This window comes from Dactylosporangium maewongense (assembly GCF_039531485.1).
Taxonomy (GTDB): Bacteria; Actinomycetota; Actinomycetes; order Mycobacteriales; family Micromonosporaceae; genus Dactylosporangium; species Dactylosporangium maewongense.
Genome location: NZ_BAAAQD010000014.1, coordinates 210,952 through 230,768 on the forward strand (window position 1 = coordinate 210,952; position 19,817 = coordinate 230,768).

General features: G+C 72.1%; 16 protein-coding genes. 5 read left to right on the forward strand and 11 right to left on the reverse strand.

Translation table 11 applies throughout. The features are described from left to right. Positions 1–54: 54 nt before the first annotated feature. The gene (gene panB / locus ABD332_RS32825) at positions 55–885 is read right to left on the reverse strand and encodes a 3-methyl-2-oxobutanoate hydroxymethyltransferase (protein WP_344506220.1); all 831 of its coding nucleotides are present in this window, start codon (positions 883–885) and stop codon (positions 55–57) included. A gap of 594 nt (positions 886–1,479) precedes the next feature. Further along, positions 1,480–3,204, reverse strand: a complete 1,725-nt coding sequence (locus ABD332_RS32830) for an NAD+ synthase (RefSeq protein WP_344506221.1) — start codon at positions 3,202–3,204, stop codon at positions 1,480–1,482. Positions 3,205–3,355: 151 nt separating this feature from the next. Here ABD332_RS32830 and glnA (ABD332_RS32835) point away from each other — a divergent pair, with 151 nt between their 5' ends. After that, a complete protein-coding gene (gene glnA, locus ABD332_RS32835; protein WP_344506222.1) occupies positions 3,356–4,708 on the forward strand; it encodes a type I glutamate--ammonia ligase in 1,353 nt (450 codons plus the stop codon). Between the two features lie 119 nt (positions 4,709–4,827). Here the strand turns inward: glnA (ABD332_RS32835) and ABD332_RS32840 are convergent, their stop codons facing one another. From ABD332_RS32840 to ABD332_RS32850, 3 genes are read right to left on the reverse strand one after another with little or no spacing between them, the layout of a single operon-like run. Beyond that, positions 4,828–5,634 carry a ferredoxin reductase gene (locus ABD332_RS32840; protein ID WP_425552324.1) on the reverse strand — a complete coding sequence of 269 codons (807 nt, stop codon included), beginning with the start codon at positions 5,632–5,634 and terminating at the stop codon, positions 4,828–4,830. Between the two features lie 26 nt (positions 5,635–5,660). After that, positions 5,661–6,260, reverse strand: coding sequence for a sulfite oxidase-like oxidoreductase (locus ABD332_RS32845; RefSeq protein ID WP_344506223.1), 600 nt, complete (start codon positions 6,258–6,260; stop codon positions 5,661–5,663). Between the two features lie 34 nt (positions 6,261–6,294). Then, a complete protein-coding gene (locus ABD332_RS32850; RefSeq protein ID WP_344506224.1) occupies positions 6,295–7,194 on the reverse strand; it encodes a S66 peptidase family protein in 900 nt (299 codons plus the stop codon). 17 nt (positions 7,195–7,211) lie between these two features. On the opposite strand from ABD332_RS32850, the gene ABD332_RS32855 reads away from it, so the two are divergent. Then, positions 7,212–8,024, forward strand: a complete 813-nt coding sequence (locus ABD332_RS32855) for a type 1 glutamine amidotransferase (protein WP_344506225.1) — start codon at positions 7,212–7,214, stop codon at positions 8,022–8,024. Continuing rightward, on the forward strand, positions 8,024–10,942 hold the full coding sequence (locus ABD332_RS32860) for a bifunctional [glutamine synthetase] adenylyltransferase/[glutamine synthetase]-adenylyl-L-tyrosine phosphorylase (protein WP_344506226.1): 2,919 nt from the start codon (positions 8,024–8,026) through the stop codon (positions 10,940–10,942). Before ABD332_RS32855 ends, ABD332_RS32860 begins: the two co-directional genes overlap by 1 nt. Positions 10,943–11,102: 160 nt before the next feature. Here the strand turns inward: ABD332_RS32860 and glnA (ABD332_RS32865) are convergent, their stop codons facing one another. Then, positions 11,103–12,527: a type I glutamate--ammonia ligase gene (glnA, locus tag ABD332_RS32865; protein WP_344506227.1), complete on the reverse strand. Its 1,425-nt coding sequence runs from the start codon at positions 12,525–12,527 to the stop codon at positions 11,103–11,105. 182 nt (positions 12,528–12,709) lie between these two features. Here glnA (ABD332_RS32865) and ABD332_RS32870 point away from each other — a divergent pair, with 182 nt between their 5' ends. Further along, complete coding sequence (locus ABD332_RS32870) at positions 12,710–13,075, forward strand: RDD family protein (RefSeq protein ID WP_344506228.1); 366 nt, start codon at positions 12,710–12,712, stop codon at positions 13,073–13,075. A 17-nt stretch (positions 13,076–13,092) separates the two neighbouring features. Here the strand turns inward: ABD332_RS32870 and ABD332_RS32875 are convergent, their stop codons facing one another. The 3 genes from ABD332_RS32875 to lipB form a co-directional block, all read right to left on the reverse strand. After that, complete coding sequence (locus ABD332_RS32875) at positions 13,093–13,791, reverse strand: DUF4191 domain-containing protein (RefSeq protein ID WP_344506229.1); 699 nt, start codon at positions 13,789–13,791, stop codon at positions 13,093–13,095. Positions 13,792–13,915: 124 nt separating this feature from the next. Continuing rightward, positions 13,916–14,851 (reverse strand): lipoyl synthase, encoded by a 936-nt coding sequence (gene lipA, locus ABD332_RS32880; RefSeq protein WP_344506230.1) that lies wholly within the window; start codon positions 14,849–14,851, stop codon positions 13,916–13,918. Positions 14,852–15,047: 196 nt separating this feature from the next. After that, on the reverse strand, positions 15,048–15,686 hold the full coding sequence (gene lipB, locus ABD332_RS32885; RefSeq protein ID WP_344506231.1) for a lipoyl(octanoyl) transferase LipB: 639 nt from the start codon (positions 15,684–15,686) through the stop codon (positions 15,048–15,050). 121 nt (positions 15,687–15,807) lie between these two features. Between lipB and ABD332_RS32890 the strand changes: the two genes are divergently transcribed. Then, on the forward strand, positions 15,808–17,022 hold the full coding sequence (locus tag ABD332_RS32890; RefSeq protein WP_344506232.1) for an extracellular catalytic domain type 1 short-chain-length polyhydroxyalkanoate depolymerase: 1,215 nt from the start codon (positions 15,808–15,810) through the stop codon (positions 17,020–17,022). Here the strand turns inward: ABD332_RS32890 and ABD332_RS32895 are convergent. Further along, on the reverse strand, positions 16,995–17,894 hold the full coding sequence (locus ABD332_RS32895; RefSeq protein ID WP_344506233.1) for a TIGR01777 family oxidoreductase: 900 nt from the start codon (positions 17,892–17,894) through the stop codon (positions 16,995–16,997). The genes ABD332_RS32890 and ABD332_RS32895 overlap by 28 nt on opposite strands. A gap of 102 nt (positions 17,895–17,996) precedes the next feature. Continuing rightward, positions 17,997–19,802, reverse strand: a complete 1,806-nt coding sequence (gene sucB / locus ABD332_RS32900; RefSeq protein WP_344506234.1) for a 2-oxoglutarate dehydrogenase, E2 component, dihydrolipoamide succinyltransferase — start codon at positions 19,800–19,802, stop codon at positions 17,997–17,999. Positions 19,803–19,817: the final 15 nt, after the last annotated feature.

Sequence of the window (19,817 nt, forward strand, 5' to 3'; positions counted from 1 at the left end):
CGCTGAGCGGTTCGCCGTTTCCGCCGGTGTACGACCGGCGCCCCCGACGGCCAGCTAGAAGGTGTGCTCCTGGGCCGGGAACACCCCGGAGCGCACCTCGTCGGCGAACGCCCGGGTCGCGTCGCCGAGCACGCCGGCCAGGTCCGCGTACTGCTTGACGAACCGCGGCATCCGCCCGGTCCGCATCCCGGCCATGTCCTGCCAGACGAGGACCTGCGCGTCGGTGTCCCCGCCGGCGCCGATCCCGACCGTGGGGATCCGCAGCTCGTGGGTGATCCGCTTGGCGACCTCGCCCGGCACCATCTCCAGGACCACCGCGAACGCGCCGGCCTCCGCGACCGCGTGCGCGTCCGCGACCACCTCGTCGGCGGCGTCCCCGCGGCCCTGCACCCGGTAGCCGCCGATGGTGTGCTCGCTCTGCGGCGTGAACCCGATGTGCGCCATCACCGGGATCCCGGCCCCGGTCAGCGCGGCGATCTGCGGCGCGACCCGCACGCCGCCCTCCAGCTTGACGGCGTGACAGCCGCCTTCCTTCATGAACCGCACCGCGGTCCGCAGCGCCTGCGCCGGCCCTTCCTCGTACGAGCCGAACGGCAGGTCCCCGACGACCAGCGCCCGCCGCGTGGACCGGACCACGGCCCTGACCAGGGGCAGCAGCTCGTCCTCGGTGACCGACACCGTCGAGGCGTAGCCGTACACGTTGTTCGCGGCCGAGTCACCGACCAGCAGGACCGGGATGCCGGCCTCGTCGAAGATGCCCGCCGTGTACTGGTCGTACGACGTCAGCATCGGCCACCGCTCCCCGCGCTCCTTGGCGGCGAGCAGGTCCCTGGTGCGCACCCGGCGGTTGACGGCACCGCCGTACAGCGACTGAACCTCGGACATCACTGTCCTCCTTCGGGTTCCTCGAGGCCCCGTCGTGGGGTCCCCGGGCCTTACACCCCCGATGGTCGCACCGCACCCCACCTTCCGGCAGTACGGATGCTGAATCTCACTGTGCTGTGCTGCCGCCCCACCGCTGGCGCGGCGGGTCCCGGCGGGGATTCTCACCCGCACCCCAATGCGCCGCTGCGCGGCGCACTGCCGGCGCTGACGCGCGGCAGCCTCACCCGCGTGCGCGCCGCATCCCGAGGGCGGGTCGCCGCGGTGGTTCGGGTGGGGGTCTCCCACGATTCCGGATGCTCGGGTGGCAGGGAACCTACTGCGAACTGCTCGCCGGAGCGCGGTGAAGACGTCCGGCACACCCTGCGCCCGCCAGTCGGCTTCCGGTGCCCGCGACGCCCCGGCGCCCGCGACGCCCCGACCGCCCGCGACCACCTGCGACAGGCGTTGATCAATGCCCTCGAATGCGGCTTTTGCGCCATTGGCATTGCGCGATCCGCCCCCAAGATGATCTCTGAATCGGGGGTAGATCGCGCAATGTCTATCCGAGCCGGTGCTGGGCCGTCCACGTGGGCCGGGCCCGCCGGGCCGGGCGGGTCAGGAGGGGGTCTCGCGGAAGCGGTTGGTGATGGGGAGGCGGCGGTCGCGGCCGAAGGCCTTGATGGAGATCTTCGTGCCGGGGGCGCTCTGGCGGCGCTTGTACTCGGCGAGGTCGACCATGCGCAGGGTGCGGTCGACCACGGCGGGGTCGTGGCCGGCGGCGATCAGGTCGTCGCGGCCGAGGTCGCCGTCGACGTACCCGGCGAGGATGGCGTCGAGGACCTCGTAGTCGGGGAGCGAGTCGCTGTCGAGCTGGCCGGGGCGCAGCTCGGCGCTCGGCGGCTTCGAGATGGAGCGCTCGGGGATCGGCGGCACGTCGCCGCGCCGCTCGGCCTCCTCGTTGCGCCAGCGGGCGAGCTTCCACACCAGCGTCTTCGGCACGTCCTTCAGCGGGTTGAACGCGCCGACGGAGTCGCCGTACAAGGTGGAATAGCCGACCGCGAGCTCGCTCTTGTTGCCGGTGGTGAGGACGAGTGGGCCCTCCTGGTTGGAGATGGCCATCATGATGACGCCGCGGACGCGGGCCTGCAGGTTCTCCACAGCGAGGCCGGACAGCGCCATGTTGGCCAGGAAGCCGTCGACCATCGGCTGGATCGGCTCGACGCGGTAGTCCAGGCCGGTGCGGCGGGCCATGTCCTCGGCGTCGTCCTTGGAGTGCTGCGAGGAGTGGCCGCTCGGCAGCGACACCGCGGTGACGTTGGCCGGGCCGAGGGCGTCGCAGGCGATGGCGGTGACGACGGCGGAGTCGATGCCGCCGGAGAGGGCGACCGCGACCCCGCGGAAGCCGTTCTTGCGCACGTAGTCCCGCAGGCCGACGACGAGCGCCTGCCAGACCTCGGCCTCGTCGGTGACGCGGGCGGCGATCTCCGGGGCGGGCGCCGGCTGGTCGGCGGCCACCACGCTGTCGGAGATGAGGACGTTGACGACCCGCATCTCGGCGTCCTCGACGACGGGCGGGACCGGCTCCGCGGCCGGCAGGTCCAGGTCGAGCACCATGAGCTGCTCGGCGAACTGCTGCGCCCGGGCGATCAGCGACCCGTCGGGGCGCACGACCATCGAGTCGCCGTCGAAGACCAGCTCGTCCTGCGCGCCGACGGTGTTGACGTAGGCGATGGTCGCCCGCGCCTCCGCGGCCCGGCGGGCGACGAGCGCCAGGCGGGTGTCGTCCTTGTTCAGCTCGTACGGCGAGCCGTTGATGTTGATGACCAGGCCGACCTTCGCGGCCGCGGCGACCGCGAACGGGCCGCCCTCCTGCCACAGGTCCTCACAGATGGTGAGGGCGATGTCGACGCCGCCGACCCGGATGACGGTGAGGGTGTCGCCGGGCTCGAAGTAGCGGTCCTCGTCGAAGACGCCGTAGTTGGGCAGGTGGTGCTTGAAGTACGTGGCGACCTGCGTGCCGCGGTGCAGCACCGCGAGCGCGTTGCGCGGGCCGGCCTCGTCGGCGTCGAGGTAGCCGACGATGACGACGGTCTCGCCGAGGCCGTCGCCGGCGAGCTGGGCGGCGAGGTCGTCGACAGCCCGCTTGGAGGCGGCGACGAAGGACCGGCGGAACACGAGGTCCTCGACCGGATACCCGGTCAGCATCATCTCCGGGAACGCGACGACGTGCGCGCCCGCACCGGCCGCCTTGCTGGTCCAGCCGTGCACCAGGGACGAGTTGCCGGGCAGGTCCCCGACGGTCGGGTCGATCTGGGCGAGCGCGAGGCGCAACCGTGGCATGCCTCAAGTGTGGACCAACGCCGCACGGGGTGCTCCTGTGACGTTCACTCCAGTGCGGGGTGGGATGGGTAGGTCCGGTAACTTGGGCGTAACACGTCCGGGCGAGACTTGCCCGAATCAGCCGAATACCGCAGCTCGTGGGGGAACCACCGTGGACCGTCAGCAGGAGTTCGTGCTCCGGACGCTCGAAGAGCGCGACATCCGCTTCGTGCGCCTATGGTTCACCGACGTGCTCGGCACGCTGAAGAGCGTGTCGGTCGCGCCGGCCGAGCTGGAGTCGGCGTTCGAGGAGGGCATCGGCTTCGACGGCTCGGCGATCGAGGGCTTCGCCCGCGTGTACGAGTCGGACATGGTCGCGAAGCCGGACCCGACGACGTTCCAGGTGTTCCCGTTCGAGGGTGGCATGTCGGGGGAGAGCGCCCGCATGTTCTGCGACATCACCCTGCCCGACGGCTCGCCGTCGTGGGCCGACCCGCGCCACGTGCTGCGCCGGGCCCTGTCGCGGGCGGCGGAGAAGGGCTTCACCTTCTACACCCACCCCGAGATCGAGTTCTTCCTGCTGGAGTCGCTGGGTGAGCGCGGCTCGGTGCCGACCCCGGTCGACACCGGCGGCTACTTCGACCACACCACCCACGCCGTCGCCCGCGACTTCCGCCGCCAGGCGGTCCTCGCACTGGAGCGGATCGGCATCTCGGTCGAGTTCAGCCACCACGAGGTCGCGCCCGGCCAGCAGGAGATCGACCTGCGGTATGCGGACGCGCTGACCACCGCCGACAACATCATGACCTTCCGGCACGTCATCAAGGAGGTCGCGCTCTCCCACGGGGTGCACGCCACCTTCATGCCGAAGCCGTTCACCGACCAGCCCGGCAGCGGCATGCACACGCACCTGTCCCTGTTCGAGGGCGAGCGCAACGCGTTCCACGACGCGAGCGACCCGATGAAGCTGTCGAAGGTCGGCCAGGCGTTCATCGCCGGCCTGCTGGTGCACGCGCGGGAGTACACCGCGATCACCAACCAGTGGGTCAACTCCTACAAGCGGCTCTTCCCGCAGTCGGTGCCGAACCGGATCACCGAGTCGCCCGCCTACGTCTGCTGGGGCCACACGAACCGGTCCGCCCTGGTCCGCGTCCCCGCCTACGGCAAGCCCAACTCGGCCCGCGTCGAGGTCCGCTCGCTGGACTCCGCCACGAACCCCTACCTCGCCTACGCCGTCATGCTCGGCGCCGGCATGCGCGGCATCGAGCAGGGCTACGAGCTGCCCCCGGGCGCCGAGGACGACGTGTGGGCCCTCACCGACGGCGAGCGCCGCGCCGCCGGCTACGAGTCGCTGCCGGAGAACCTGTCCCAGGCCGTCGACGCCATGGCCGGCTCGGAGCTGGTCGCCGAGGTCCTCGGCGAGCACGTCTTCGACTTCTTCCTGAAGAACAAGCGCACCGAGTGGGAAGAGTACCGCCGCGTCGTCACCCCGTTCGAGCGCGAGCGCTACCTCGGCATCATGTAGCTCCGCTGCTGATGCGGGCCGCATCCTTCGTGAGCGGCCCGCATCGCCCGGACAGGCCGCGCCGCCGCCGGACGCCCCGGCTGCGGTCGGCCGGGGTCGGTGGTGCTGCCCGGGTGGCGTCAGCCGTAGCGTTCGGTCCGGATGCTCCTGGCGTCGTGGCCGAGGGCGACCATGACGTCGGCGGCGGTCTCCACGAAGCCGGTCGGGCCGCAGACGAAGACGGCGGGGGCGAAGTCGGCCGGCCAGGCGTGGGTGTTGACGTCGGCGACCCCGATCCGGGAGCCGCGCACCCTCGTGTAGATGAACTGCACGTCGAGACCGCGGTCGTCGCGGGCCCGCTCGCGCAGCTCGTTGGCGTAGATGACGTCCTGCGGGGTCCGCACCGAGTAGAGCAGCCGGAACGGGGTCCGCACGCCGTGCGCCGCGCGGGACCGGATCATCGCCATCAGCGGGACGATGCCGGAGCCGCCCGCGACCAGCTGGACCGGGGCGGGGTCGGTGTGTCGCCACACGAACCAGCCGCCGATCGGCCCGCGCAGCTCGATGGGCTGGCCGACGTCGTAGACGTCAGCGAGGAACGGGCTGACCTCACCGTCGTCGAGCCGCTGGACGGTGATCTCCACGACACCCGCCCCCAGCCCGTCGCCACCCGGCGCAGCGAGACCCGACGCGGCGGCACCCGACGCGGCAGCACCCGTCGCCGACGCGATCGAGTAGCTGCGCTGCGCCGTGTAACCGTCCTCGGCCGTCAACCGCAGGTCGACATGCTGCCCTGGCAGGTGCCCTGGCCAGTCAGGGACGTCGAAGACCAGGGTCCGCGCCGAAGACGTCTCCCACCGCGCCTCCAGAAGCGTCGCCTTACGCCAGGTCAGTCGCCCTCCGCTGCGCTCCGGCCGCCTGACCTCCGGACTGTGCCCATGCTGCACGGCTCCTCCGCTCCGCTCCGGACCGTTCAGTCTCCCTGGTACCGCTGCTCGCGCCATGGGTCTCCGTAGTCGTGGTAGCCGGCCGCCTCCCAGAAGCCCGGCTCGTCCTCCAGCATCAACCGCAGGCCGTGCACCCACTTCGCGGACTTCCAGAAGTACAGGTGCGGGACCAGCAGCCGCGCGGGGCCGCCGTGCTCGGGGGTGAGCGGCTCGTCGTCGTAGCGGTAGGCCACCCACGCCTGGCCGTCGAGGAGGTCCTCCAGGGGGAGGTTGGTGGTGTAGCCGTCGTAGGAGTGTGCCATCACGAAGTCGGCGGCCGACTCGACGTCCTGCATGAGCGTGTCGATCGCGACACCCCGCCAGCCGGTCTGCAGCTTCGACCACTTCGTGACGCAGTGGATGTCCACGGTGACGTCCTCGTGCGGCAGCGCCGTGAACTCCGCCCACGTCCACGTCGTCCGCGCCCCGGTCTCGGTGGTGATCACGAACTCCCACCGGTCCGTGCTCAACTTCGGCGTCGGCCCGGCGGACAGCACGGGGAAGTCGTGGGCGAGATACTGCCCCGGCGGCAGGTCAGGCTCCTGCGGACGCCGCCGCCCCCCGAACCCTGTGGTCACGAAACTCATGCCGCAATCCTGCCCCAGCACCAACCCCACGCCATCAGTCAAAAGACTGGTCGGCGCGTGACGTGAGACAGCCCACGGTCGTGTCCAGCTCGGCCCGGGCGCCCAGGACCACCGTCTCCTGACCGACCCCGTGCCCGATCCGCAGCCCGCCCAGCACGGGGACCCCCAGACCGCCGAGGCACGAGCGCAGCACGTCCACGACCGTCGGCCCCGCGCCCACGCAGTCCGTGAACTGCCCCACAGCCACCCCGGCGACGCCCTCGAACGCGCCCGCCCGCCGCAGGTGCGTGAGCATCCGGTCCACCCGGTACGGCGCCTCGCCCACGTCCTCCAGCACCATGATCGCCCCGGCGAACGACGGCATGTCGACGGTGCCGGCCGTGCTGGCCAGCATCGAGAGGTTCCCGCCCAGCAGCACCCCGCTGACCGTCGGCCCGGGCACCGTCACCGCACTCGTCTCCTCGTCGTCGCTCAGGTACGACCGCAGCGGCCCCGACGTGAACAGCGCGGCCCGCAACGACTCCGCCGAGGAGGCCGGCAGACGGTCGTCGAACCACGCGCCGCCCGGCCCGTGCACGCTCGCCCAGCCGGTCCGCCGCCACACCGCGAGCTGCAACGCGGTGATGTCGGAGAACCCGACCAGATGCTTCGGCGACGCCAGCCGCAGCCCGTCGACGATGCGTTGTGCGCCGTAGCCGCCTCTCGTACACACGACGGCGCGGATCTCGGGATCCTCGAACGCCTCGTTGAGGTCGCTGAGCCGGTCGCCGTCGTGCCCGGCCAGGTAGCCGCTGCGGTCGAACACGTGCCGGCCCGCACGGACCTCGAGCCCCCAGCCCGACAGCAGCTCGATGCCGCGGGCCACCCGGTCCGGCCTGGGCGGGCCCGACGGTGACACCAGTCCGACCACGTCTCCGCGTCGCAGCGTTCGCACGCCGTTATTGTCGGGTCGTGACGATCGAAGGGTCCCCGCGGGGACGGGTGGCGCTCGTGGTGGAGAACGACCCCAGCGACGGCCTGGCGCGCCTCGGCGGCTGGCTGACCGGCGGTGGCCTGGAGCTGACCGTCGTCCGCCCGCACGCCGGTGAGGAGCTGCCCGCCGACCTGGAGGGGTATGCCGCGCTGGTCGTGCTCGGCGGCGAGCAGGACGCGTTCCCCGGGCCGGACGGGGAGCGGGGCGCGCCGTGGTTCGCCCAGCTGGAAGGCCTGCTGCGCAAGGCGGTCCGGCACAAGGTGCCGACCCTCGCCATCTGCCTCGGCGCGCAACTGCTCGCGCAGGCGCACGGCGGGACCGTCGAGCGCAGCGCCGCCGGGCCCGAGATCGGGGTGCGCCTGGTGGCCCGCCGGGACGTCGCCGACAACGACCCGGTGTTCGCCGCGGTGCCGTTCGCCCCGGACGTGCTGCACTGGCACCACGACGAGATCGTCGAGCTGCCCGTCACCGCGACGCTGCTCGCCGCGTCCACCCACTACCCGGTGCAGGCGTTCCGGATCGGCCCGTCCGCGTGGGGGCTGCAGTTCCACATCGAGTGTGACCTGGAGATGTTCGCCGCGTGGGCGATGGACGGCGTCGGCACGCTGGGCGAGCTCGGCATCGACCCGATCGAGCTGCTCGAGAGCGTCGAGGAGGCGCTGCCGGACGTCGCCGAGGTGTGGCAGCCGTTCGCGGAGCGGTTCGCGGCCGTCGCGCTGGGCCGCACCCCCGATGGTTTCCAGGGTGGCGACGGCGGCCCGCGGTCCCTGCCGCTGCTGGGGCCCGCCTGATGCCCCCCGCCGGCCACCTCGCCCGGTTCGGCTTCACCGACGACGCCCGCTCCTCCGCGCTTGCCGGCCCGGAGGGGCTGCGGCTGTGGGACGCCGAGGCGCGCCGGCCCGTCGACGACGACGCCGCGACGCTGCTCGACACGCTGTACTTCGCCGCCGACCCCGACCTGGCGCTGTTCCAGCTGCACCGGCTCATCGAGGCAGCAGGAGCGGCGGCCGGGGACGAGGTCCGCGAGGCCGTCCTCACCGACCGGTCGCTGCGGCAGCGGCTCATCGGGGTGCTCGGCGTGTCCGCGACCCTCGGCGACCTGCTCGTCGCCAACCCCGACGAGTGGAAGGAGCTGCTCGGCGAGCAGAACAAGCGCCCCGCCGGCTTCACGACCCGCGACGTGTCGACCGTGCCGTCGTTGCGCAGCTCGTACCGGCGGGAGCTGCTGCGCATCGTCGCGGCCGACCTGACGGGTGCCGCGGACGTCGACGTCACGATGCGCCGCCTCACGGAGCTCGCCGACGCCACGCTGGCGGCCGCCCTGGCGATCGTCCAGGTCGAGCACCCTTCCTTCGCCGACGTCTGCACGGTGTCGGTCGTCGCGATGGGCAAGTGCGGCGGGCGGGAGCTCAACTACGTCAGCGACGTCGACGTCGTGTTCGTCTGCGAGCCGGTCGGCGGCGCCGACGTCGAGGTCGCGATGCGGGCCGGCAGCACCCTCGCGTCGGGGATGATGGAGATCTGCGGCTTCGTCGCCTGGCCCGTCGACGCGGCCCTGCGCCCGGAGGGCAGCCGCGGGGCGCTGGTGCGGACCGTCGCCTCGCATCTCGCGTACTACCGCAAGTGGGCGAAGACGTGGGAGTTCCAGGCGCTGCTGAAGGCCCGGCCCGCCGCCGGCGACCTCGAGCTCGGCGCCCGCTGGCTGGCGGAGCTGCAGCCGCTGATCTGGTCCGCCGCCGAGCGCCCCGAGGCCGTCGACGAGGTCCGCGCGATGCGCCGGCGCATCATCGAGCAGATCCCGCGCAGCGAGCTCGACCGCGAGATCAAGCGCGGCCCCGGCGGGCTGCGCGACATCGAGTTCGCGGTGCAGCTGCTGCAGCTCGTCCACGGCCGCGCCGACGAGTCGCTGCGGACCCCGACCACGATCGCCGGGCTGCGGGCCCTCATCGAGGGCGGCTACGTCGGCCTCGCCGACGGTGAGGCGTTGCTGCGCGCGTACCGGTTCCTGCGCACCGTCGAGCACCGCCTCCAGCTGCAGCGCCTCCGGCGTACCCACACGGTGCCCGACGACCCGGCCGCGCTGCGCTGGCTCGCGCACGCCCTCGGCTACCGTCCCAACGCCGCACGGGACGCCGTCGAGTCCTTCCGGGCCGACTGGGTCCGGCACGCGCAGGAGGTACGGCGGCTGCACGCGAAACTGCTCTACCGCCCGCTCCTGGAGGCGGTCGCCAGGGTCCCCAGCGAGCAGCTGCGGCTCACCGCGACCGCGGCCAAGGCCCGCCTCGAGCTGCTCGGCTTCGCCGACCCGGCCGGGGCGCTGCGCCACATCGAGGCCCTCACCGGCGGCGTCTCCCGCACCGCGGCGATCCAGCGGCAGCTCCTGCCGGTCCTGCTCAGCGAGTTCGCCGACGCCCCCGAGCCCGACCGCGGGCTGCTGGCCTACCGGCAGGTGTCCGACAAGCTCGGCAACACCCCGTGGTACCTGCGGCTCCTGCGCGACGAGGGCCCGGTCGCGCTGCGCCTGGCCCGGCTGCTCGCCCTGTCCCGCTACGTCACCGAGCTGCTCGTCCACGATCCGGAGGCGCTGCGGCTGCTCGCCGACGACGCCGAGCTGGTCCCGCGCACCGCCGCGCAGCTCGCGACGCAGTTCGCCGCCGCCGCGGCCCGCCACGACCACCCCGAGACCGCGATCAACGCCGTCCGCGCCTCCCGCCGCCGCGAGCTCTTCCGCATCGCCTGCGCCGACCTGCTCGGCTTCCTCGAGGTCTCGGCCGTCGGCGTGGCCCTGTCCGCCGTCATCGACGCGACGCTGCGCGCGACTCTCGGCGTCACGTCGGCGCCCGCCGCCGACCGCGGCCTCGAGTTCGCGATCATCGGCATGGGCCGGCTCGGCGGCGAGGAGACCAGCTACCCGTCCGACGCCGACGTCCTCTTCGTCTACGAACCCCCACCCGGCATGGCCGACGACGCGGCCAGCGGGCTTGCCCTCACCGTCGCCGAGGACCTGCGCCGCCTCCTCGCCCGCCCCGCCCCCGACCCGCCGCTCGGCGTCGACGCGGACCTGCGCCCCGAAGGCCGCCAGGGCCCGCTGGTGCGCAGCCTGTTCGCGTATCAGCAGTACTACGCCCGCTGGTCGAAGGTCTGGGAGGCGCAGGCCCTGCTCCGCGCCCGCCACGTGGCCGGCTCCGCGGGCGTCGGCGAGCGCTTCCTGGAGCTCGCCGACACGATGCGCTTCCCCGACGGCGGCCTCACCCGCGACCAGATCCACGAGATCCGCCGCCTGAAGGCCCGCGTCGACTCCGAACGCCTGCCCCGCGGCGCCGACCCCACCACCCACACGAAGCTCGGCCGCGGCGGCCTCGCCGACGTGGAGTGGACCGTCCAGCTGCTGCAGCTCCTGCACGGCCGGACCGTCCCCGCCCTGCGCACCACCCGCACCCTGGACGCCCTGGCCGCCGCCACCGACGCCGGCCTCGTCGACCAGGCGGACGCGGCCGCGCTGCGCGCCGCCTGGGAGCAGGCCTCCCACGTCCGCAACCTGCTGACCCTGGTCCGTGGCCGCGCCACCGACCAGCTGCCCCGCCAGGGCCCCGACCTGGCGGCGGTGGCGAGGATCCTGGGCGGCGTGGAGCCCCAGGAGTTCCTGGACGAGTACCTGCGCGTGGCCCGCCGGGGCCGCCAGGCCGTCGAACGCGTCTTCGCCACCTGACCGTGCCGACCCGGGCCGGCACGGGCCCGCCAGACACGCGAAACGGCGGCCACGCCGGCTGTAGAGCCTGGCGTGACCGCCGTTTCGTGCGTCTGGCCGGAGCCTGTCCCCGCGGAGCTGGTCAGCGGGGACAGCGCCGGATCAGCGCGCTGACGTCAACTCACACGTCGTAGTACATCGCGAACTCGTGCGGGGTCGGGCGCAGGCGGACCGGGTCGACCTCGTTGGCGCGCTTGTAGGAGATCCAGGTGTCGATCAGGTCCTGGGTGAACACGCCGCCCTCGAGGAGGAAGCCGTGGTCGCCCTCGAGGGTGTCGAGGACCTCGTCGAGCGAGGCGGGGACCTGCCGGACGTTGGCGACCTCCTCCGGCGGGAGGTCGTAGAGGTCCTTGTCGATCGGGGCCGGCGGCTCGATCTTGTTCTTGATGCCGTCCAGGCCGGCCATCAGCATGGACGCGAAGGCCAGGTAGACGTTGGCCGACGGGTCCGGCACGCGGAACTCGACGCGCTTGGCCTTGGCGTTGGTGCCGGTGACCGGGATACGGGTGCACGCGGAGCGGTTGCGCTGCGAGTAGACCAGGTTGACCGGGGCCTCGTAGCCGGGGACCAGGCGGCGGTAGGAGTTGACCGTCGGGTTGGTGAAGGCCAGCAGCGACGGAGCGTGGTGCAGGAGGCCGCCGATGTACCAGCGGGCCGTGTCCGACAGGCCGCCGTAGCCGGCCTCGTCGTAGAACAGCGGCTCGCCACCCAGCCAGAGGGACTGGTGGGTGTGCATGCCGGAGCCGTTGTCGCCGAAGAGCGGCTTCGGCATGAAGGTCGCGGTCTTGCCGGCGGCCCAGGCGGTGTTCTTCACGATGTACTTGAAGAGCTGGAGCTGGTCGGCGGCCTGCAGCAGCGTGCCGAAGCGGTAGTTGATCTCCGCCTGGCCGGCGGTGCCGACCTCGTGGTGCGAGCGCTCGACGATGAAGCCGGCGCCGAGGAGGCGCTGGACGATCTGGTCACGCAGGTCGGCGTAGTGGTCGACCGGCGGGACCGGGAAGTAGCCACCCTTGTAGGCGGTCTTGTAACCGCGGTTGCCGCCCGGCTCTTCCTTGCCGGAGTTCCACCAGCCCTCGACCGAGTCGATGTAGTAGTAGGCCTGGTTCGCCGACGTCTCGTGCCGGATCGAGTCGAAGATGTAGAACTCGGCCTCGGGGCCGAAGTAGGCGGTGTCGGCGATGCCGCTCGACGCGAGGTACGCCTCGGCCTTCTTCGCCACGTTGCGCGGGTCACGGGAGTAGGCCTCACGCGTGAACGGGTCGTGGATGAAGAAGTTGAGCGCCAGGGTCTTCTCGATCCGGAACGGGTCGATGAAGGCGGACGTCGGGTCCGGCAGCAGCATCATGTCCGACTCGTGGATCGCCTGGAAGCCACGGATGGACGAACCGTCGAACGCGAGACCGTCGCTGAACACGCTCTCGTCGAACGCCTCGGCGGGGACATTGAAGTGCTGCATGACGCCCGGCAGGTCGCAGAAGCGAATGTCGACGAAGCGGACGCCCTCGTCCTTCACGTATCGCAGCAGCTCGTCAGAATTGGCGAACACTCGTCCTCCAGGTCGCAGGCAGTACCAGTCTCGTGGTGATCACTTCAGTGTGAAGGTGGCTGGTTGAGGGCGACCGTAGAACCGTGCGATTGCCCGGGCATGTCTCGATTGTTTCCACTGTGTTTCGCCACGGTCGTTTGACAAATCAGTGACAGGTGAGGCGCCCGGTAGGCTTGCCTGCCGTGGAGCTCACCGCTGCATCGCTGTCCAGGCGCTTCGGCGCCATCCTCGTCGACTGGCTGTTGTGCCTGGTCATCAGCAGGGCGTTCGCGGATCCGGTCGAGGTGCCGTGGCTCGCGCCCGGGCTGCTGCTGGTGGTGTACGGGCTGTTCCTCGGCTTCTTCGCCCAGACCCTCGGGATGCGGCTGCTGCGCATCCGGTGTGTGTCAATGGCCACAGGCGGCGCGATCGGCGTGCCCCGGGCTATCCTGCGGGGCGCGTTGCTGCTGCTGCTCGTACCGGCGCTGATCATGGACAAGGACGGCCGGGGACTGCACGACAAAGCCGCCGGCTCCTGGGTCGTGAACACCCAGCCGGCGGCCTCGTAGGTCCCGCAGCGGATCGCTCAGCGGCCGCGCATGGCCTTGAACGCGCCCTTCGGGGGCTTCATGTTCTTCGGCATCGCGCCGCGCGGCATCTGCGGGCGCGCGGACAGGGCCGTGAGCCGCTTGTCGAGCGCGTTGACGTCCTTGCCGGTGATCGTGCGCGGCAGCCGGACCAGCGTGTTGCGCAGCTTCGCGAGGGGCAGCTGCCCCTCCTCGTTGCCGATCACGAAGTCGCGCAGCTCCGCGTTGCCGATGACCTTCACCAGGCGGCGGCGCTCCTGGTTGATCAGGCCGCGGACCCGGCTCGGGTTGCCCTCACCGAGGAGGATCACGCCGGGCCGGCCGATGACCAGGTGGACCATGTCGAACTGCGTCGTGGAGACGATCGCGGGGGTGACCCGCCAGTCGCCGCGCATGTTCTCGATGATCGAGGCGGCCGCGCCCGGCTGCCCCTCGGCCTCGCGCATCATGGCCTTCTGCGAGCGCAGGTTGAGCACGATGACGGTGCCCAGCAGCGCGGCGAGGACACCGATCGGCGCCCATACCCAGGACACCCCGAGCCCGATGGCCACGCCGACGGCGATGAGCGGCACGAGGACCACCACCAGGACCAGCGGAACGAAGAGCTTGTCCCGCTTGGCGGTGAACGAGAACACCATGCCGATCTGCTTGAGCCGAGTGAAGAAGGAGACCTTCTCCGGCTCCTGGGCCTTTGCCATACCTCCCACTCTAATGGGAAGCGCCCACGCCGCCGCCTTCGGCGTCGGCGTGAGCCGATGCTGTGCTTCCTGGTGCGCGGCCCGAGTCGCTTCGCTGGCCGCTTACGCCTTCAGCGCCCGGCTGTCACGCCTTCAGCGCGCGGCTGTCCAGGGCCTGACGGTAGAGGCGGCCGGCCCGGTAGGACGAGCGCACCAGGGGCCCGCTGAGCACGCCGGCGAAGCCGATCTGCTCGGCCTCCTCGCGCAGCTCCACGAACTCCTCGGGCTTCACCCAGCGCTCCACCGGGTGGTGCCGCGGCGTCGGCCGCAGGTACTGCGTGATCGTCACCAGCTCGCAGCCGGCGTCGTGCAGGTCGCGCAGCGCCTGGGTGACCTCGGCCCGCTCCTCGCCCATGCCGAGGATCAGGTTGGACTTGGTGACGAGGCCGGCGGTGCGGGCCTGCGTGATCACGTCGAGGGAGCGCTCGTAGCGGAACGCGGGACGGATCCGCTTGAAGATCCGCGGGACGGTCTCCACGTTGTGCGCGAGCACCTCGGGGCCGGCCTCGAAGACCTCGCCGAGCAGCTTCGGCTCGCCGTTGAAGTCGGGGATGAGCAGCTCCACGCCGCAGCCGTCGACCAGGCCGTGGATCTGCCGGACGGTCTCCGCGTAGAGCCACGCGCCACCGTCGGGCAGGTCGTCGCGGGCGACACCGGTCACCGTCGCGTAGCGCAGGCCCATCGTCGCCACGGACTCGGCGACCCGGCGCGGCTCGTCGGCGTCGAACTCGGCGGGCTTACCGGTGTCGATCTGGCAGAAGTCGCACCGTCGCGTGCACTGGTCGCCGCCGATGAGGAACGTCGCCTCGCGGTCTTCCCAGCACTCGTAGATGTTGGGACAGCCGGCCTCCTGGCACACCGTGTGGAGGCCCTCGCGTTGCACGAGGCCTCGCAGGTGCGTGTATTCAGGCCCCATCTTCGCGGAGACCTTGATCCACGGCGGCTTGCGCTCAATCGGCGTCTCCGCATTTCGCGCTTCGATGCGCAGCAGACGACGGCCTTCCGGAACAACGGCGGTCACACGGGAAAGCCTACGCCCGAGGCCTGCCCAGCCGCCGGGAACGCGATTGACGTCACGTCCGCGAGGTTCCCGATCCGTACACCCGGCAATCACGAAACGGTGGTGCTCGACGACACGTCGGTGGTCTATGTCCGCGGCCCGCCAGGTCGATGTCCTGCGGGCCTGCCCGGTGCGGACAGGCCCCCCGCCAGCCGCGTCAGCTCTGGTGCAGCGTCGCCAGGTGCCGCTCGACCACCGGCAGGACCTCGGCGACCGTGACGTCGCGGCCCAGCTCGGCCGACAGCGACGTCACGCCCGCGTCGCGGATGCCGCACGGGACGAAGATGTCGTAGCGGGACAGGTCACAGTCGGCGTTGATCGCGAACCCGTGCAGCGTCACACCACGGGCGACCCGGATCCCGATCGCGGCGACCTTGCGGTCCGGCCCGCGCTCGTCGGCGGCGACCCACACCCCGCTGCGCCCCTCGACCCGCACCGTGGCCAGGCCGAACTCGGCGCAGACGTCGATCAGGACCTGCTCCATGCGGCGCACATACGCCACGACGTCGATCGGGTCGGGCAGCTTGACGATCGGGTAGCCCACCAGCTGCCCCGGACCGTGCCAGGTGATCTTGCCGCCGCGGTCGACGTCGACGACCGGGGTGCCGTCGAACGGGCGGTCCGCGGGCTCGGTCCGCTTGCCCGCCGTGTAGACGCTCGGGTGCTCCAGCAGCAGCACCGTGTCGGGTGCGGCGCCGCTCGCGACGGCCTCGTGGATCCGCCGCTGCTCGGCCAGGGCCGTCTCGTAGTCGACCAGGCCGGCCCGTACAACCTCAAAACCCAGAATGCTGGTCACGCCTCAGCCTAACGCCGGCGAACGCACGCCGACCGGGCCAGGAATGTGTGGACAACGGACATAGTGGTGCGTGAAGCGTCACACCTAGCGTGGGCATCCCCCGAGAGGAAAGGGCACCGCCATGCCCCGCTGGTTGCGCTTCGTCCTGCCCGTGCTCGCCGCCGTGGGCACCGCCGTCGGCCTGACCGTCGTGTCCACCCCGGCCTATGCCGCGTCGCTGACCGCGGTGTCGAGCTTCGGCTCCAACCCCGGCAACCTCGCCATGTACAGCTACCGCCCCGACGGCCTGCCGGCGAACGCGCCGCTGGTCGTCGCCATGCACGGCTGCACCCAGAACGCCACCGACTACTTCACCAACGCCGGCTGGCGCAAGTACGCGGACCTGTGGCGCTTCGCCCTGGTCCTGCCGGAGCAGAAGTCCGCGAACAACAGCTCCAGCTGCTTCAACTGGTTCGAGACCGGCGACACGGCCCGCGGCTCCGGTGAGTCCCTGTCGGTGAAGCAGATGGTCGACTACGCCGCCACCAACTACCAGATCGACCGCGGCCGGGTGTACGTGACGGGCCTGTCCGCCGGTGCCGCCATGACCGCCGTGATGCTCGCCACGTACCCGGACGTCTTCGCCGGCGGCGCGATCATGGCCGGCATTCCGTACCGCTGCGCGACCTCGACGACGAGCGCCTTCAGCTGCATGAACCCGGGCGTCGACAAGACCCCCGCGGCCTGGGGCGACCTGGTCCGCAACGCCTACAGCGGCTACACCGGCGCCCGCCCGCGGGTGTCGATCTGGCACGGCACGTCGGACACGACCGTCGCCCCGGCGAACGCGACCGAGCTGCGCGACCAGTGGACCAACGTCCTCGGCGTCTCGCAGACCCCGACGTCGACCGCGTCGCTGCCCGGCGGCACGTCCCTGTCGAACTACGCCGACAAGGTCAAGGTGTACCTGGTGCAGGGCATGACGCACGCGACACCCGTCGACCCGGGCAGCGCCACCGAGCAGTGCGGGACGGCCGGCACGTACTACAAGGACACCATCTGCTCGTCGTACTACCAGGCCCGCGACTGGGGCCTGGACGGCGGCGTCGTGACCCCCACGGGCTCGCCGACCGCCTCGCCCACGCCGTCGGCCACCCCGTCGTCGACCCCGTCCGCCGGTCCGTGCGTCCGGGCGTCGAACTACGCCCACGTCACCGCCGGGCGGGCGCACCAGAGCGGCGGCTACGTGTACGCCAACGGGTCCAACCAGGCGATGGGCCTCTACAACGTGTTCACCACGCACGGCCTGCAGCAGACCGGCGCCAACTACTACGTCGTCGCCGACACCGCCTGCTGAAGCGCCGCCTCGACGGTCCGGTGCGCGAACGGGAAACCCTCGCGCACCAGGACCCCGGGCAGCACCCGCTGGCTGACCAGGGCCTCGCCGCCGAACTCGCCGACGGCGGCCTTCAGCGCGAACCCGGGCACCGGCAGCAGGTTGGGCCGGTGCAGCACCTTCGCCAGGGTCGCGGAGAACTCGGCGTTGGTGACCGGTTCGGGGCCGGTGAGGTTCACGGGGCCGGCGAGGTCCCGCTCCAGGACGAACTCGACGGCGCCCAGCCAGTCCGGCAGCGACATCCACGGCAGGTACTGCCGGCCGCCGCCCATCCTCCCGCCGGCGAACAGCTTGAACTGCAGGTACAGCGGCTTCAGCAGCCCACCGTCGCGGGCGAGCGGGAACCCGGTGCGCAGCAGCGCGACCCTCGTCCCGGCGTCCTCCGCGGGGCGGGTCGCCGCCTCCCACACCCGGCACAGGTCGGCGAGGAACCCCGCGCCGGCCGGTGACTGCTCGTCGACGGCGCGGTCGCCGGTGTCGCCGTAGAACCCGACCGCGGACGAGTTCAGCAGCACCGCCGGCCGCTGCGCCCCGGCGGCCGCGATCGCCTTCGCGAGGGTCCCGGTGGTGTCGACGCGGCTGGTGCGCAGCGTCCGCTTGTACTGCTCGGTCCAGCGCCGGTCGCCGACACCGGCCCCCGCCAGGTTGATGACGGCGTCCTTGCCGGCGACGGCCGACGCGTCGAGCAGGCCGGCGGCCGGGTCCCAGCGCAGCTCGCCCGGGCCGCGGGCGGGCCGACGCACGAGCTGGGTGACCTGGTGCCCGGCGGCGCGCAGGTGCGGCACGAGCCGCCCGCCGAGAAACCCGGACGCGCCCGCGATGAGGATCTGCATGCCGTCATCTTGCCCAGCGGCGGCCGATAAACCACAAACAGGGGCGCCCCTCGGGGGCGCCCCTGTTTCGCGTCGCGGTGCTACAGGTTTCGCATTGCGGTGTTACAGGCCGAGGTCGGCCTCGAAGTTGCCGCCCTCGAGGCGCTCCTTGACCGTGGTCAGGAAGCGGGCCGCGTCGGCGCCGTCGACGATCCGGTGGTCGTAGGACAGCGCCAGGTACACCATGGACCGTGGCGCGATGATCTCGCCGAGCTCCGGGTCGTTGACGACGACGGCACGCTTCACGACCGCGCCGGTGCCGAGGATCGCCACCTGCGGCTGGTTGATGATCGGCGTGTCGAACAGCGCGCCGCGGCTGCCGGTGTTGGTCAGCGTGAACGTGCCGCCGGTGATGTCGTCCGGGTTGAGCTTGTTGGTGCGGGTGCGCTCGGCCACGTCCGCGATCCGCTTGGCGAGGCCGCCGAGGTTCAGGTCGCCCGCGTTGCGGATGACCGGGACGATGAGCCCCTTCTCGGTGTCGACGGCCATGCCGAGGTGCTCGGCGTCGTGGTACGTGACGGTGCCCGCCTCCAGGTCGATCGAGGAGTTCACCGACGGGTGCACCCGCAGCGCCTCGACCGCCGCGAGGGCGAAGAACGGCAGGAACGACAGCTTCACGCCGTGCGTGTCGAGGAACTGCTGCTTGGCCTTCGCCCGCAGCTTCGCCACCTTGGTGACGTCGACCTCGACGACCGTGGTGAGCTGCGCCGACACCTGCAGCGACTCGACCATGCGGCGGGCGATGAGCGCGCGCATGCGGGTCAGCTTCTGCGTCTGGCCGCGCAGCGGGCTCGGCGCCGCCTTCGCGGCCGGCTTGCTCTCCGCGGCGGCCGCGGCGGGCGCGGCGGGCGCGGCAGCGGGAGCGGCGGCGGCCTGCTTGGCCTTGGCGGCGGCGTCGAGGACGTCCTGCTTGCGGATGCGCCCGCCGACCCCGGTGCCGGACAGCGTCGCCAGGTTGACCCCGTGCTCGGAGGCGAGCTTGCGGACCAGCGGCGTCACGTACCCGGCGTCGCCCTCGGCCTTGCCGTTGACGCTCGGCTCGACCGAGGTGGCCGGGCCGGCGGCGACCGGGGCGGCCGCGGCCGGCTTGGCCTGCGCCGGCTGCGCGGGGGCCGGGGCGGCCGCCTGCGCGGGGGCGGCGGCCTGCTCCGGCTTCGGCTCGGGCTTGGGCTCGGCCTTCGGCTGGGGCTGCTCCACCTGCTGGGCGGGCTGGGCCTGCTGCGCCGGCTGGGCGCCGCCGCCCGCGCCCGGGGCGCCGATGACGGCCAGCTCGGCGCCGACCTCGACGGTCTCGTCCTCGGCGACCTTGATCTCCAGCAGCGTGCCGGCGACCGGCGACGGGATCTCCGTGTCGACCTTGTCGGTGGAGACCTCGAGCAACGGCTCGTCGGCCTCGACCGCGTCACCGACCTGCTTGAGCCAGCGGGTGACGGTGCCCTCGGTGACGGACTCGCCCAGCGCCGGCATCTTCAGCGACGTGGTTTCCCCCGACGCCGCCTCCGCGGCGGGCGCCGCCTCGGCCTTCGGGGCCTCGGCCTGGGGTGCTTCGGCCGCGGGGGCCGGCTCCTCGGCCTGAGCGGGCTCCTCGGCGGCGGCGGGCTCCTCGGCCGGGGCCGCACCGCCCGCGTCGCCGGCGTCGCCGATGACGGCGAGCTCGGCGCCGACCTCGGCGGTCTCGTCCTCCTGCACCACGATGCGCGTGAGCACCCCGGCCGCCGGTGACGGGATCTCCGTGTCGACCTTGTCGGTGGAGACCTCGAGCAACGGCTCGTCGGCCTCGACCTGGTCGCCCTCCTGCTTCAACCAGCGGGTGACGGTGCCCTCAGTGACGCTCTCGCCCAACCGGGGCATGGTGACCGATACCGGCATATGAACAGTCTCCTT